The following is a 15,046-nucleotide window of genomic DNA, read 5'->3' as shown; positions in this document are numbered from 1 at the left end:
TGGTCACTCGTCGGAGGTTGAAATGGGACGCCCCTCCTCCAGGGCGTCCCGGGAAACGTGCCGGGTCACGCAGCGGCGCATCCGGTCCAGCGCCTGGAGCTCGACGTCGCCGCGCGGCATGGCGCGGCAGGCCAGCACCACGCCCGCCGCCTCTTCCTCGGCGCTGACGCAGCCGCGGCTCATCTTCAAGGCCAGGTAGGCGCCGCGCACGACGCGGCTCTTGCAGACCCCGCAGCCGCCGCCGCGGCAGCCCACCGGAATGCCCTTGCGGCCCAGGGCCTCCATGCCGGCCAGCAAGGTCTGCGACGGCGCGCAGCGGTAGCGCTCGCCGGTATCCAGGATGTGGACCTCGTGGGTGTCGGCGTCCATGGGTGTCAGATCGCCTTGAACAGCGGACTGCGGCGGCCTTCCTGCGCCTGCGCCGCCGTCAGGAATTTCTCGACGTGGATATCGCGCTCGAACAGCCGCCCCTGCATCAGCGTCGCGATGCAGGCCTCGATCATGGGCGGCGGGCCGCACAGGTAGGCCTTGTGGCCGCGAAAATCCGCGCGCCCGTCCTGGCCCGCGTACAGCCGCGCCAGCACCTCGTGCACGAAGCCCGTCTCGCACCGCCCTTCCTCGTCGTGCGCCTCGGACAGCGCCGGCACGTAGCGGAAATTGGGATGCCGCACGGCCAGTTCCTGGAACCAGTCCGAGAAATACAGCTCGCCCGCATGGCGCGCGCCGTGCACCAGCGTGATGAGCTGCTGGCAACCCTCGGCCAGCAGCTCGGCGATCATGGACTTGGGACTGGACAGCCCCGAGCCGCCTGCCAGGAAGATCATCGGCGCCTGCGCCGACTTGCGCACGTAGAAGCGCCCGAACGGCGCCGACAGCGGCAGGCACTCGCCCTCGCGCAGGTGCTCGTGGATGTAGCCCGTGGCCGCGCCGCCCTCGACCTTGCGCACGTGCAGCTCCACCACGTTCTCGCCCGGCGCGTTGGCCAGCGAAAACGCGCGCTGGCCTTCCACGCCCGGCACCGCAAGGTTGGCGTACTGCCCGGCCTGGAAGCGCACTGGCCGGTCGGTGCGCAGCCACACGCCCTTGATGGTGGGTGTCAGGTCGCGCAGCGCCACCACCTCGCCCACGTAGTCCTCCAGCGGCAGGTACTGCGCGTCGGGTTCCTCGTCGATGTCGGCCTCGATCATCAAATCGGCCTCGGGCATGGCGCAGCAGGCCAGGCAATGCCCTTCGTCCCGCTCGAAATCCATCAGCGCGAAACTGCTGGCCGCGCCGTGGTCCACCTCGCCCTCCTGCACGTGCACCTTGCAAGTGCCGCACAAGCCATGGCCGCAGGCGTGCGGCAGCCAGATGCCGCTGCGCAGGCAGGCGTCCAGCACGGTCTGTCCGGGCTCGATGTCGATGGTCTGGCCCAGCGGTTCGATGGTGAGTTGGTAACTCATGTGCTGCTCCTACGATCCTACGAATGGCTGCCGCCTATGCCTTCCAGCCCCGGCGTGCGCAGGCGTATGGCGGACTTGTGCACCAGGCCGTTGTCGGCCAGGCTCTTGGCCCGATCCGGCCGCCACGGCTGGCCGCCGTGCTCCCACTGCGCCGCCGACCAGTCGATGCGGGCGAAATCGGGATGAGCGCCGTAGATGCCGGGCAGCACCTCGTCCACCAGCGCGGCGAAAGGCATGTCCGGCGGCACCGGCAGGCACACCGGCGAGCAGAACATCATGTGGCCGTCCCAGTTGATGTACAGCAGCCGGTTGCCGCCGAACTTGTCCTCGGTATCCTGGACGGGGCCGGCATAGTCGGGTTCGAGCGCGATGACAGGCATGTTCGTCTCCAAGGTTGGCCCACCCCGTACGCGCTTCGCGCGCCCCCTCGAGGGGGCGGCACTGGCGGACCGGCAGAGCCGGATCCGCGGTGCCCCGGATGGGATACATATGAGTTGATGCAGCGGATGGGTCGTTACGCGACCCGCTGTTCGGGTGCCTCGCCACCGGTCCAGCGGTCCCAGTTGCGCCGGTCGGCCGAGGTGTCGAAGTCGCCGTTGTCCTCGCCCGCCTTCAGGTGGTACCACTCCAGCACCTCGGGCACCGTGGCGCCGCCGCAGTTGCCCTGGAAGATCTGGTGCACCGGCAGCCACGCCTGCACGTACTTCTCGGGCTCGCCCTCGAACACGTCCTTGCAGCCGTCCGAGCAGAAGTGGTACTTCATGCCGTGATAGGTGGTCTCGCGCATGCAGATGCGCGTCGGATCGTCCGGCTCGGTAAAGGCCATGGGAATCTGGCAGATCTGGCACAGCATGGGCAGCGCGTTGTTGTAGAAGCGCTTGCCTTCCTGCGCCTGCCGGTCCCAGTACTCCAGGCGCGGGCGATACAGGCGATCGAAGCTGGCCGGGTACTTCTCCGACAGCCAGGCCATCTCGTCCGGCCGCGGGATCCACGTGTGGATCGCCGCCGCATGCGTGTAGTTGTAGAAAATGCCCCAGGCCTGGTGCGAGATGTGATCCTTCTCCTTGCGCGCCTGCTCGTGATACTTGGGCATGCGGATGCCGTAGCGGGCCAGATCCTGGAACAGCGCGCCGCCGTTCTTCTCGAAATAGATCTCCCAGGCCTCCGACCATGACATCACGCGCTTGGGCAGCATGTAGTCCATCATCATCGCCACCAGCGTCAACAGCCGGTAGCCGCGCCAGAACCACTTGTCTATCCACTTCTGCACGATGGGCAGGTTGTCCGGATCCTGTTCCAGCAGGAACTTCACGATCTCCAGCCCCAGCGTCATGTGGCGCGACTCGTCGCTTTGCGCCGAGAAGCCGAACGTGACCGTGGCCATGTCGCCGTTGAACGCCGCGCCGCTCATGAACGGCATGAACAAGAGATTCGTCAGCACGTACTCGAACGAGAACGAGATCGCCGTCACGAACTCGAACGGCCCCGCCGACATCGCGTCGTCGAAATACGACTTCGGCACCGACAGATACCAGACCCGGTCATGCATGTGCTTGAAGTCGTGCAAGCCGTTGAAATACTTGTTGTAGTGGCTGATCGTGTGGATCTGCGTCTGCGAATGCCGCAGCTCGTCAATCGACTGCATCTGGCACGCGATGCGCGCCCCCACCCCGCGGAAATTGCGCCCCGCCATCGCATAGCCCCGGTGCGCCGCGTACTCCAGCGGGCTCACCCCTTGCAGGAACAGCTTGATGGCGTTGATGTAGCGCGCGTCGGTCACGTTGAACTGGCCGTTGTTCTGCGCGAAGGCATCGATGATGGCGTAGAGCTTGCGCTCCTTCTCGCCCTGGAACTTCCAGTACGCGTCCATCGTCAGGCGAAAGGGGTCCTCCCACTTGTCCCAATCGTGCACCTTGATGCCCTCGAACTTGTCGTAGGGGAACACCTTGTCCATCGGCTGGTAGCTGGTTTCCCAGCCCAGGTCGCGGGTCAGCAGCGCGTAGCGCTCCTTCAGGCCCAGCTTGCGCGCGGGCGTCGTCGTGGTCATGTGCGTCTCCGTTCTTGCTTGATGGGGAATGGCGTTCGGGCCTTAGCGATGCCAGGCCAGCGTGAACTCGTCATCCGTCTCGTCGATGTTTCCCGACAGCGAGACCAGGTTCACGTGCAGCTCCTGCAGATCCCAGTCGCGGCCCAGGCGCTCCTCCACCGAGGCGCGCCGGACCACCAGCGAATCCGGCGCGTCGATCTTCACCATCGCGGGGAAGTCCTGGCGCTGCGCGTGCGGGTTGTCCTCCAGGATCGCGTCGATGATGCTGCGGGTATCGTCATTGGCCTGGAAGGCGATGAATACGTTTTGGGACATGGCGGTTCCTTGATAGAGACTGGGGTCAGACGGCGACCTGGCACTTCGCGGCGCGTTGGCGTAGCGCCGACACCGCCTCGTCCAATTGCGCCGCGGCGCGATCGCCAAAGGCAACGGCCGCCCACGGCGCCAGCGCCTCCTTGCCGCGCGCAAGCCAGCCCTTCACCCACCGCGACAACAGCGCCGCGTTCTCCGGCGACTCCTCCGCCGCCGTCTTCAGGCAGGCATCCACCCAGCGCAGGTTCTCGCCATGCCAGTCACGCATGAACTCCACGCTCATCCCGAAACCATTGCCCGTGGCCGCCGACAACTCCCGCTCCAGCGCCTGGAACACCAGCGGATACACCAGCCCGTCCAGCGCGAAGTCCTGCGCCACGAACACCTCGAACCAGTCCTTCGTCACGAACAGGTTCTCCATCTCGCACCGCAGCCCCTGCCACGCCGGCGAGCCCAACCAGTACTGCTTCGCCCGCGCCAGCGACGCCCCCTGATTGCCGTCCAGCAGCAGCCCGATGCGGCTCAGGTACTGCGCCAGCCCCAGCCGGTCCATGCTCTGGTACTGCGCCGCCTGCGTGATCGCCGCCCCATAGCCATAGGCCGTCACATAACAGTTGTTCATATTCGCGCCCCACTCGTAGTGACGCAGCGGCAGCACCAGTTCCTCGATACGCTGCCGTACCTCCCCCGGCGCATCGCGCAGCAGGCCGCGCTTGTCCACGAACTCCAGCGCACTCTCCTGCGCCTCCTGCTGCCGCGCGCGGGCCTGCGTGTACGTGCCGTAGTAGTAATGACGCGGATCCTTGAACGCGTACCAGTCCCGCATCACCACCGCCGTGCGGCGCGTGTCGTACAGCTCGAACGCCGGCTCCCACAAAGGCCGGTAATGGAAATTCACCTCCGGCTGCAGGTCATAGGTCGCCTCCTGATAGCGCGACGCCGGCTTGTCCGCGCCGAAGCGGCGCGCAATGTGGGAAAACGTCTGGCGAATCGGACGGATGTCGGAAGTCTTGATATCGACTTGCATGGCTGGGTCTCGTCGGAAGGGAAAAAAGGGAAGGCGCTACTCGGCCAAGCCGGGCGAGCCATAGCGCCACTTCATGCGCTCCAGGTCCAGGCGGGCCGCTTCCTCCGCGCCCACCATCCGCACGCGGTTGCGGCGGCAGAACTCCTGGAATTGGGGAAACGCCAGCACCAGCTCCACGGCCAGCTCCGGATCGCCTATCGAAAACTCGAACTCGACGTAGCGGCTTTCCAGCAGACCCAGGACGCGGACGTAGCGGGAGGCGTGCGGTGGCGTGCCGGCGGCGGTTGCATCCATGGGCGTGTCTCCATGGGGCGTGATGCCCTCGTTGATTTCATGACTTGGCGCAGCGGGGGCTGCGGTGGTGCCATGAGAAGTGCAACGGGCGTGCCAGCGGGGGCAAGTGGTTGATTTGGCGGGGGATTTTTCTGCGCGAGACCAGGGGTGCGGGATTTCCTGGATGCGGAAAAGGGGAAATGCTGCGGTGCAGCTTTATGAAATGGTGAAGGTCGGCCAGAACTTTGCGCTCTCCCCAGGTACTTCGCATATAGAACAATTCAACCGGCGTACTCGAGTTTTGTGTACTATTAGTTACAAATGAAAGCCGTATACACCAACGAAAGGCCAAAAGTGAAAGCTAGCGTAAAAGACCCGTCGACTCTGGCAGACATCATTGACTCAGTGAACGAGCTCGGACTTAGAGCCGGCATTTCCAAACACCGCGCTTTTACTGCTTGGTTTGCAATTAATATGCACGATCTGGATGAGGACGACGCGTTGAGTTCGGCCGCCATGGACGGCGGCAATGACCAAGGAATCGATTTAGTATTTGCGGACGATTCAACCCGTACCATTTACGTTATCCAGGGACACTGCGGCGACAACCATACAAAAGTTACCCCTAAAAGCAAATGGAGTGATGTGGTTTCGACCATTCCCTTTTTTGAAGATACTCGCTCTCTGCGAGAAGTGGGAAGGCATGAGCTTGCGGATCAAATCGACTCAGTTAAGACGGAAAATAGCGATTACACCATCGCCTTTGGCTTAATTAGCCTTGGGAGAAAAAACGTTACCATCACCAAAACGGTGGATGCCACTCGTCAGTCAAAGACCTTCAACAAATACCAGTACTTCTATCTAGCTCAAGAAAACGTCAAGGAGCAGTACGACGCTCTTATTGAATCTGAACGCGGCATTGCAGAAGACCAACTGGCTTTTTCTGGAAATATTATCGAAGACACCGGAGAATATGGGCGGGCTTGGATTGGCAATGTATCGGCTAAAGAACTAATTCGCCTTCACAGAACTTATTCGAATCAATTATTTGCAGGGAATGTCCGGCTTTTCTTAGGAACTCGAAAAGGTGGAATCAACGAACAAATAATAAAAACAGCAAATGAAACTCCAGGATTATTTTGGGCCTTAAACAATGGAGTTTCCATCATTGCGGATACTGCCACTAGCAGCAAGAAAATAAAGAATTCATTGACACTTCGTCGATTCAGCATTGTCAATGGCTGCCAAACCACAAATGCCCTTAGCCAAGCAAATGCCAGCGATGACTGTAAGGTATTGGTTCGCGTTATCGCAGCCAAAGACTCGGTGAAGAACGATGTGGTGCGCTTCAACAATTCGCAAAATGCCATCAAAATTTGGACGGTGCGCGCTGTCGATAGCACACAAGAGCGCCTTCGCCGCGAATTAGGCGTAATTGGCTTAGACTATGCGCCAAAACAATCGGGAAGCCGACGACGTCGAGACAAATCGAAAATTATTGAACTTGATCGGTTGGCCCAATATTTGGCAGCTCAAAGAAATGATTTTTTGATTCAAGCCATTGACAATAAGGCTGAACTCTTCGATCAACCTTATTCTCAAATATTTTACCCGCAAATCTCAGCTGCTGATATTTTACTAACTTGGCAATTGGGTAACATTTGCGAAGAAAAGCGAATAGAGCAATTGCGAGCGCTTGGAAAATCTGCACCAACCGGCGGTCTCCTAGCCGTTACGGCCACCTTTTGGATTATTTTCACCGCGTCAAAGATTATTTCTAAACTTTCCGACATTCATTCCCCTCACATAACCCTCGAAAAAATAAACACCGATAATTTTCGCTCTGCTTTAGGAAAAATCGCAGATACAGCGATCGAAATCTATTACCTGCAAGCGGTGGACACTTACCAAGGAGGAAAAGAGTTCGGAACATACAAGTCAACCCTTCGATCAACAAGATTTTTGCAGCAACTCGAACCAAAAATTGATTTTAAGGTCGCTCAGTTGCCAACGATGAAAACCAACCGGCCGCCGATTCTAGAAAACGTTGCCAAAAACATTAAGCCATGATTTTGACCATGCGAACGACGAGACAGTTGAAAAAATTGATTCGACCCCTCTGATGATTTACTTGGTAAAATGGCATCATAAAGATCGTTTCTCCTTAGAGACGGCGAGTCCATTAGCGCTGACTGCAATCCCTACCCTTCGTTACTCACCAAATTTTGAATCTGCTAGATGCATCAACTGCATCGAAAGCAAATTCGAGAAACATTGACCCAAAGATCATCCACCGAGTCACTATTGGCAAAAGAGTAGTTGTCTTCACGTGACGAAATCAGACTTTCCTCCCCAGCCGCCTACCCTCGGCCTAGGCACCGCAGCCCGCGACCTCTACCGCGCCCTCTGGCGCCACGCAGCCGGCGTCCGCCCCCACCTGCTCGGCGCAGCCGGCCTGCTCTCAGCCGCACAGCTACTCCGCCTGACCATGCCCTGGCTGGCCGCCCAAGCCATCAACGCCCTGCAGCAAGGCGACATGGCAACAGCCGGCCGCTGGATCGCCTATCTCGTCGGTGTCTACCTCCTGTCCTGGCTCCTCCACGGCCCCGGCCGCATCCTGGAACGCAACGTAGGCGTCCGAGTACGCGAACGCCTGGCCGATCAACTCTACGCCCGTATCTCCGCCGCCCCGCTCGCCTGGCGCGACGGCCGGCACTCCGGCGAACTCCAGCACCGCGTCGTCCAATCTAGCCGCGCCCTGTCCGACTTCGCCCAGAACCAATTCGGCTACCTGCAAAGCGCCTTCAACTTCGTCGGTCCTCTGGTCGCCCTGGCCTTGCTGTCGCGCACCAGCGGCACCATCGCCATCACCGGCTACGTCATCATCGCGCTGATCATCATGCGCTTCGACCGCGCACTGATGCAGCTTGCCCGCGCCGAGAACGACGCGGAGCGCCGCTATGCCGCCGCGCTGCTGGACTTCGTCGGCAATGCCGGCACGGTGATCGGCCTGCGGCTGCAATCGGCCTCGCGCAAGGTGCTCGGCCGCCGCATGCAGGCGGTGATGGCGCCGCTGCGCCGTGCGGTCATGGTCACGGAAGGCAAGTGGTTCACCGTGGACATCCTCGGCATGGGGCTCACCTGGATACTGGTGGTGGTCTACGTGCTGCAATCGCGGCAGCCCGGGCAGGCGGTGATGCTGGGCACGGTCTTCATGATCTACCAGTACGCCCAGCAGGCCGCGACGGTGGTGGGCGCGATGGCGTCGAACTTCCAGAGTTTCGCGCGCATGCATACGGACTACGGCAGCGCGGAGCCGATCTGGGAAGCGCCCGGCGACCCCGATGCGGCGGTGCCGGCCGTGGTGCGCGACGCGCCATGGCAAACGCTGGAGCTGCGCGGCGCCACCTGGCGCTATGCCGACGACGCGCGCGGCGGGCTGCATGGGATTGATCTGCTGCTGCGGCGAGGATCCCGGGTGGCGCTGATCGGTCCGAGCGGGGGCGGCAAGAGTACGTTGCTGCGCATGCTGGCCGGCCTTTATCCGCCGCAGCAGGGCGAACTGTTGCGCGACGGCCTGACGGTGGATTGGGCCGGACTGCGCACCTTGGCCACGCTGATCCCGCAGGAGGCTGAGGTGTTCGAAGCCACCGTGGAGGAGAACCTTACCTTCGGCGAGCCGGCCGACGCGGCGGCGCTGCAATCGGCCGTGCATGCGGGGGTGTTCGACGAGGTGCTGCAACGCCTGCCCGAGGGTTTGGCCAGTCCGCTGAACGAACGCGGCGGCAATCTTTCGGGTGGCCAGCGGCAGCGGCTGGCCCTGTCCCGCGGCGCTCTGGCGGCGCAAGGCAGTTCGCTGCTGCTATTGGACGAGCCCACCAGCGCGCTCGACCCGCAGGCCGAGGGCCGGGTGTTCGACCGCATGGTGGCGGCGTTCCCGTCAGCCTGCATCGTGGCCTCGGTACACCGGCCCAGCCTGCTCGAACGGTTCGACACCGTTGTCGTGATGGAAGCCGGCAAGGTGGTCGATGCCGGCCCGCGTGACCAGGTGCTGGCCAGGCGCAATCACTAGAAGTCGATGGTGGCCGACAGCACGACCGCGCGCGGCAGGCCGAGATAGGCGGATTGCCAGGTGCCTATCGTCCAATAGCGTTTGTCGAAGGCGTTCTCGAGCATCGCCCGGAAGGTCACGTTGCGGTCCATGACCCGGGTGGCCCAGCGCGCGCCGAAGTCGAAGCGGGTCCAGCCCGATACGCGCGTGGCGTTGGTGCCGTCGGCGTATACCGAGCCGGTATGGATGGCGGCGGCGGTCAGGGTGACTCCGGCCAGCGTGGGCACGTCCCACTCCAGCCCGACGTTGGCGGTCATGCGCGGCACGCCCACCGGGTCCTTGCCCGTCGTGGCCGCGGAGTTGGTCCGGGTCATCTCCGCATCCATCCACGCCAGGCCGCCCAGCATGCGCAAGCCGGGCGTCACTTCGCCCCAGGCGTTCAGCTCCACGCCGCGATGCCGCTGTTCGCCGTTCGCCTCGTAGCGGTTGGTGGCCGGGTCGAGCAAGCCGCTGGGTTTGCGGATCTGGAACAGGCTGACGGATGTCGCCAGGCGCCCCCAGTCGCGCTTGATGCCGACTTCGGCCTGGCGGGTTTTCAGGGGCTTGAGGACTTGTCCGGCATTGGCCACGCCATCCGGCGCGGTACCGCCCTGGGCCAGCCCTTCGACGTAGTTGGCGTACAGCGAGACGTTGTCCCAGGGTTTGACGACGATGCCTGCCAGCGGTGTGACGGCGGACTCGTCGTACTGGCCGGCGGTGGCCGGGAAGTTCTGCACCTTGACCTGTTGGTGGCGCAGCCCCAGCGTCAGCAGGATGCGGTCATCCACGAAACCCAGCGTGTCGGCGAAGCCGATGCTGCGCAATCGGGTTTGCGATGCCGGCTGCGCGGCCACGCCGGGAATGCCGTCCGGTTGGGGGTAGATGACGGGGTCGTAGATGTTCGACTCGAACGTCGCCACCGATGTCGAGAAACCATAGGCAACGTCGCGCTTCAGGGTGTTCGCGCTGAGCGCCCAGCGATGCGAGACCGGTCCGGTCCGCAGGCGTCCGCGCACGCCGGCCTCGGCCGAGGTCGTATGCAGGTCGAAGGCGGAGGCCGCGGCGTTCTGCGTGGTGTCGCCGTCGGCCGACATCAGGTAGATGTTGCCCCCTATGCCGCCGTGCCAGCCGCGGGAGCGGCCTATTGCGGCATAGGCCGTCGCGTCGTCGGCCAGGTCGTATTCAACGCGGGCCGCCAGGGTTTCGTCGCCGCTGCGCAGATAGCTCCAGGGCTGGCCGAAGTTCGTGCTGCCGGCGGGTGCCGGCAGGGACACGCCGGGCGCCACGGCGAAGCTGCTCAGGACGGTGCGTACCGCGTGACCCCGGTGCGACTGCTTGACGTAGTCCAGCGATGCGCGCAGCCGCTGCCCGCGATAGTCCAGGGCAACGGCGCCCATGCCCATCTGTTCGTCCTGGTGGTCGCGCGCGGTATCGCCCCGCCGCAGGACGCCGTTGACCCGCACGCCGAACTCGCCGTCGGCGCCGAACCGGCGGCCCACGTCGGCATGCAGGCCGATGCGCGAATCCGAAAAGTAGCTGGTCGTAAGCCGCGTCAACGGCGCGTCGTCCGCGCGCTTGGTCAGGATGTTCACGGCGCCGCCCGCCGCGCCGCTGGGCGACATGCCGCTCAGCATCGCGCCCGGCCCCTTGAGCACTTCGATACGGTCCATGAATTCGGCCGCACTGCGATATTGCGCAAGCAGTCCGGGCAGGCCATTGAAGGCGATTTCATCGGTGGCCAGATCGAAGCCGCGGATGCGCAGCGTGTCGGTCGAATCGCCCTCGCCGCCCACCACCCGCACCGACGCATCGTTGCGGGCCAGGAAGGAGGCCACGCTGCGGGGCAGTTGATCTTCGACGGCCTGCGCGGTGTAGCTGACGACGTTGAAGGGCGTATCCATGAAATCGGTGTCGCCCAAGAGGCCGAGGCCCCCGCCGCGCGCCACCAGCCCGCCGGCATAGGCGGGCGGACGCTCGCCGCCCAGGGCATCGGCGCGCGCCGTCACCGTCACGGCCGGCAGGGTCGTGACGGCATCCGATCCGCGCACCACCGTCATCGCCGAGGCGCCGCTGCGCACGGCAACCAGGCCCGAGCCTTCCAAGGCATGCCGCAGCGCCTGCTCCAGGGTCAGGGCCCCATTCAGCGCGGGCGCCTGGCGGCCGTCCAGTAACCCGGCCTCGCCGCCGATGGAAATACCGAACTGCCGGGACAACGCGGCCAGCGTCCTGGCCAGGGACTGGGCGGGCAGCGACAGATGGACAGGCGTCGAGGCGAGCGCGGGCTGGGGCTGGGCCCGGACGGACCCGGCCGGCAGCAGGCCCGCGGCGCCGACGGCGCAGGTCAGAAGAAACGGAGCCATGGCCGCGCCATGGCGGCTGCGCCGGGCGGCGAACGGTCGGAAGAATCGGAAAGCGTCGTGTGCGGTCATGGTGGAAGAACTGAACGTGTCATGCAGAAGACACGCCACGGCGCATTTGCCCCCCTCCCCACTTGCAACAAAAAGCAACTTCCCCGGCGGGAATCAACCGCGCGCCCGGATCTCGATACCCTGCTCGTCCGCGGGCATCACCCGCACCGGCAGCATGTGCGCCAGGCTGTCGAGAAAGGACTGAGGGTCCTTCAGCAAATAGCTGCCGGTCACCCGCATCTCGCGCAGGGCCGCATCCCGCGGGGACAACCTCAAGGGGCGAGACAGGTAGTCATTCCACCGGGATACGACTTCCGGCAGCGGCGTGTCGCGGAAGAACAGCCATCCCTGCCGCCAGCCGCCAACTTCGCCCGGATCCACCGGACGAGGCGAACCGACCCCCCGGCCGTCGATGTCGGCAGCCTGGCCCGCCTGCAAAAAAACGGAAGGCGCCGGATCCGCCGCCTGGCCGTTCTCCGCGCCCCACACGGCGACCCGGCCTTCGGCGACCTCCACCCGCATGCGGGCCTCGCGGGTGGAAACCGTGAACACGGTGCCGACCACGCGCACGCGGCCCCAATCCGTTTCCACCCAGAATGGACGCTCGGCGTCGGACGCCACGGAGAACCGCGCCTCGCCCTCGGTCAACCTGACGGTTCTCCTGGCGCGCAAGAACGTCACCTGGGCCGCGGTACGCGCGGACAAGTCCACGCTGCTGCCGTCCGGCAACGCCTGCGTCATCCGTTGCGCGCGTCCGGTTCGCAGCGCAATCTCGTACACCGGCAGCCGCCATGCCCAGCGCCCGCCCACGCCCAACAGCCCCAGGCCCACCCCCACACCGGCCAGGCCAAGCGCGCGGCGCCGCAGGCGCTGCCTCTGCGCCGCGCTGGCGGGCTTGGCGATTTGCGAGCGCAGGGCACCCGGCTCGGTGGCATTCCAGATACGCTGCGCGGTCAAGGCGGCTTCGGCGTGTTCGGACGAGGACTCGCGCCACGTTTGCAGCGCCAGCTCGGCACGCTGGGCGGCGGCCGCATCCCCATGGTGAATGCGGCCGATCAGGATCAGCGCGTGCTCGACCAACTGGCGTGGCGCGCGCCGCTCTTCGCGGTCGAACAGGGGGACAGGCTTCGGTGCCATGGCGTGAACGGGCTTCAATCTTCCCCGGGAGCATAGCCCGCGCAGTCGAGCAGCGCGCGCGCCATCTGCCGCTCCACCGTTCGCACGGTCATGTCCATGTGCGCGGCGGTCTGCGCATAGCTCATGCCATGGATGCGCACCAGGATGAACACGTCGCGCCGCCTGGACGGCATGCTCTTCAACAGGGCCAGCAAACGTTCGAGCTGCTGCCGGGCGCCGACCTCGCGCTCCACCGACGGCCGGCTGTCGTCGCCCACCAGCGCCAGTGTTTCCAGCACCCTTGCCTCGACCGCGCTGCGCAGACGCAATGTCGCCAGGATGTTGCGGCCGGCCTGGTACAGCACCGCGCGGGGCTCGAATATGGGGGCGCCGGTGCGCTGCAATGCCAATACCCGGGCATAGGCCTCCTGCACGACATCCGCTGCCGTGTCGCCATTTCCCGCCCGGCGGGTGAAATAGCGCAACAGCTCGCGGTAGTAGCGCTCGTGCATAGGGGTTCGGGTGCGCCGTGGGGAGCGGAGCGCAGAAGCTTTGGTGAAAGGTAATTGATTATTATTATTGTTTGAACAAGCCTTGCTTGGCAAGTTGCCCATGGATGCGGACCCGCGCCTACTCCGGCACGTGAACCCTTTCCTTGATGTGCTTCAGATTGGCCACGATCGTGAAGGTCATGATGACCAGCAGCGCGTCGTAGCGGGGGATGCCGGTCAGGCCGGGCCGGTCGCGGCCGAGCAGCAGATGGGCGTCGAGCGCGCTCAGGCGCAGCGACGAGGGACGGGATGGAAGGCTCACGTCTCGGCCGAATCGTATGAATCCTAGCCGGGATTGTGCCTCAACTATGGGACGGAGCCGGCGGCCGTCATGCCAATGCCCGCCTCGCCAGTTCCCGGGCCGACAACCGCCCCGGGTCATACAACCGACATTCCACCGGCGCATCATCCGTGCCCAGCGCCAGCGGAATCTCCGTGCACGCCATCAGGAAACCCGTCACGCCGGTACGCCCGCGCATCCGTAGCAATGCACTGGTAAAGCAGGCTCGCCCCAGCTCGCTGTCGCCCGCCTTCACCCCGTCGTAGATGCCCCGCATGACCAGATCCAGCTCGTCGCCATCCGGTGCCCTGCACGCGATACCCACCCGAGCCAACGCTTCGGCATAGACGCCCGACTTCACCGTCCCGGCCGTGGACAACAGCCCGACTTCCGTCTCGCCTTGTCCAACCAGATAGTCGGCCGTGGCATCGCCGATGTGCAGCAGCGCCATGTCCGGATGCATGTGCCGCAACTCGGCATGCCACGCATGCGCGGTATTGCACGACATCGCAACTACCCTGGCCCCCAACGCCCGCAGCCCGTCCATCTGCCCGGACAACCCATGCAGCACGCGCCCATACTCGTCCCGCGTCCCCAGCAACGCCGACGTCCTGTCGGGCACCGGCAACTGGAACAGATAGTGGGGCGGGAAGCGCTGGTCGGTCACGCCTGCCCCGCCCGCCTCGATCAGCCGCGCGCATTCCTCCAGGAACAGGCCGACGTAGTGCGCCCCCGCGAACGGGCCCATGCCCCCGATGATGCCGACTGGAACCACGTTCTTCTGCCCCTGTGCTGCATGCCGTGCGTTCAGTTCAACTGGATGTTGGCGCGCGAGATGATGTCTTTCCACCGCTTCGTCTCTTCGCTGGAAAGCTTGGCCAGATCCTCGCTGGTCCCGGGGAACGGCAAGGCGCCCTGCTCGGCCAGTTGCGCGGCCATGGCTTTCTCCTTGGCGATGCCGATGATTGTGGCTTCCAGTTTCTTGATGATCTGCGAACTGGTGCCGGCCGGCGCCATCAGCCCGTACCAGGACTCGACCACCGCATCCTTCACACCGGCTTCCTCCAGCGTGGGCACGTCGGGCGCGGCGGGACTGCGTTTCTCGCTGGCCATCGCCAGCACGCGCAGCTTGCCCGGCTTGATGTAGGGCAGCACGTTGGGCAGGTTGGCGAACATCACGTGTACCTGTCCGGCCAGCAGGTCGGCGGTGGCGGGACCCGCGCCCCGGTAGGGTACATGCGTGAACTTGGCGCCCGAGCGCAGCATGAAGAGTTCTCCGGTCAGATGGTTGACCGACGCAATGCCGGCGGAAGCCATGTTCAGCTTCCCGGGATGCTTGTTGGCATAGGCGATCAGTTCCTGGACCGTCTTCACCGGCACGTTGGTCGACACCGCCAGCGCATTCGGCACCGCGGAGAACAAGGCGATGGGCGCGAAATCCTTCTCCGCGTCATAGGGCAGGTCCCTGGACAGCAGCGGCTGGATGGACTGCTGGCCCAT

At 64.2% G+C, this 15,046-nt stretch carries 15 protein-coding genes; 2 read left to right on the top strand and 13 right to left on the bottom strand.

From position 1 onward, the window contains the following. Positions 1-3: 3 nt before the first annotated feature. From N5K27_RS17715 to N5K27_RS17685, 7 genes are all read right to left on the bottom strand, one after another. Positions 4-369 carry a 2Fe-2S iron-sulfur cluster-binding protein gene (locus N5K27_RS17715; protein WP_087838139.1) on the bottom strand — a complete coding sequence of 122 codons (366 nt, stop codon included), beginning with the start codon at positions 367-369 and terminating at the stop codon, positions 4-6. Positions 370-374: 5 nt separating this feature from the next. After that, positions 375-1,442 (bottom strand): 2Fe-2S iron-sulfur cluster binding domain-containing protein, encoded by a 1,068-nt coding sequence (locus N5K27_RS17710; RefSeq protein ID WP_279817843.1) that lies wholly within the window; start codon positions 1,440-1,442, stop codon positions 375-377. A 17-nt stretch (positions 1,443-1,459) separates the two neighbouring features. Continuing rightward, the gene (locus N5K27_RS17705; protein WP_279817841.1) at positions 1,460-1,822 is read right to left on the bottom strand and encodes a phenol hydroxylase subunit P4; all 363 of its coding nucleotides are present in this window, start codon (positions 1,820-1,822) and stop codon (positions 1,460-1,462) included. A 134-nt stretch (positions 1,823-1,956) separates the two neighbouring features. Continuing rightward, on the bottom strand, positions 1,957-3,489 hold the full coding sequence (locus N5K27_RS17700) for an aromatic/alkene/methane monooxygenase hydroxylase/oxygenase subunit alpha (protein ID WP_087782757.1): 1,533 nt from the start codon (positions 3,487-3,489) through the stop codon (positions 1,957-1,959). 42 nt (positions 3,490-3,531) lie between these two features. Next, positions 3,532-3,804: an MmoB/DmpM family protein gene (locus tag N5K27_RS17695; RefSeq protein ID WP_087838143.1), complete on the bottom strand. Its 273-nt coding sequence runs from the start codon at positions 3,802-3,804 to the stop codon at positions 3,532-3,534. A 25-nt stretch (positions 3,805-3,829) separates the two neighbouring features. After that, positions 3,830-4,828, bottom strand: coding sequence for an aromatic/alkene monooxygenase hydroxylase subunit beta (locus N5K27_RS17690; RefSeq protein ID WP_279817839.1), 999 nt, complete (start codon positions 4,826-4,828; stop codon positions 3,830-3,832). Between the two features lie 36 nt (positions 4,829-4,864). Then, the gene (locus tag N5K27_RS17685) at positions 4,865-5,122 is read right to left on the bottom strand and encodes a phenol hydroxylase subunit (protein WP_132979466.1); all 258 of its coding nucleotides are present in this window, start codon (positions 5,120-5,122) and stop codon (positions 4,865-4,867) included. 300 nt (positions 5,123-5,422) lie between these two features. Here N5K27_RS17685 and N5K27_RS17680 point away from each other — a divergent pair, with 300 nt between their 5' ends. Together N5K27_RS17680 and N5K27_RS17675 are read left to right on the top strand one after the other, a co-directional pair. Continuing rightward, positions 5,423-7,171: an AIPR family protein gene (locus N5K27_RS17680; protein ID WP_279817838.1), complete on the top strand. Its 1,749-nt coding sequence runs from the start codon at positions 5,423-5,425 to the stop codon at positions 7,169-7,171. Positions 7,172-7,430: 259 nt separating this feature from the next. Next, positions 7,431-9,173: an ABC transporter ATP-binding protein gene (locus tag N5K27_RS17675; protein ID WP_279817836.1), complete on the top strand. Its 1,743-nt coding sequence runs from the start codon at positions 7,431-7,433 to the stop codon at positions 9,171-9,173. Here N5K27_RS17675 and N5K27_RS17670 read toward each other — a convergent pair. The 6 genes from N5K27_RS17670 to N5K27_RS17645 form a co-directional block, all read right to left on the bottom strand. Further along, on the bottom strand, positions 9,170-11,551 hold the full coding sequence (locus N5K27_RS17670) for a TonB-dependent receptor (protein WP_279817834.1): 2,382 nt from the start codon (positions 11,549-11,551) through the stop codon (positions 9,170-9,172). The two genes, N5K27_RS17675 and N5K27_RS17670, sit on opposite strands and share 4 nt — an antisense overlap. Positions 11,552-11,713: 162 nt before the next feature. Continuing rightward, positions 11,714-12,736, bottom strand: a complete 1,023-nt coding sequence (locus N5K27_RS17665; protein WP_279817833.1) for a FecR domain-containing protein — start codon at positions 12,734-12,736, stop codon at positions 11,714-11,716. Between the two features lie 14 nt (positions 12,737-12,750). Further along, complete coding sequence (locus N5K27_RS17660) at positions 12,751-13,227, bottom strand: sigma-70 family RNA polymerase sigma factor (RefSeq protein ID WP_279817832.1); 477 nt, start codon at positions 13,225-13,227, stop codon at positions 12,751-12,753. Positions 13,228-13,345: 118 nt separating this feature from the next. Beyond that, positions 13,346-13,528 carry a hypothetical protein gene (locus N5K27_RS17655; protein WP_130356005.1) on the bottom strand — a complete coding sequence of 61 codons (183 nt, stop codon included), beginning with the start codon at positions 13,526-13,528 and terminating at the stop codon, positions 13,346-13,348. A gap of 67 nt (positions 13,529-13,595) precedes the next feature. Further along, complete coding sequence (locus N5K27_RS17650) at positions 13,596-14,321, bottom strand: amino acid racemase (protein WP_279817830.1); 726 nt, start codon at positions 14,319-14,321, stop codon at positions 13,596-13,598. A gap of 32 nt (positions 14,322-14,353) precedes the next feature. Next, positions 14,354-15,046, bottom strand: a 693-nt coding sequence (locus tag N5K27_RS17645) for a tripartite tricarboxylate transporter substrate binding protein (protein ID WP_279817828.1), incomplete at its 5' end; no start/stop codon positions are given.

This window comes from Pigmentiphaga sp. GD03639 (genome assembly GCF_029845405.1).
Classification (GTDB): Bacteria; Pseudomonadota; Gammaproteobacteria; order Burkholderiales; family Burkholderiaceae_B; genus Pigmentiphaga; species Pigmentiphaga daeguensis.
The sequence above is the reverse complement of the archived record's forward strand: the minus strand, read 5'-3'. Positions and strand labels throughout refer to the sequence as shown.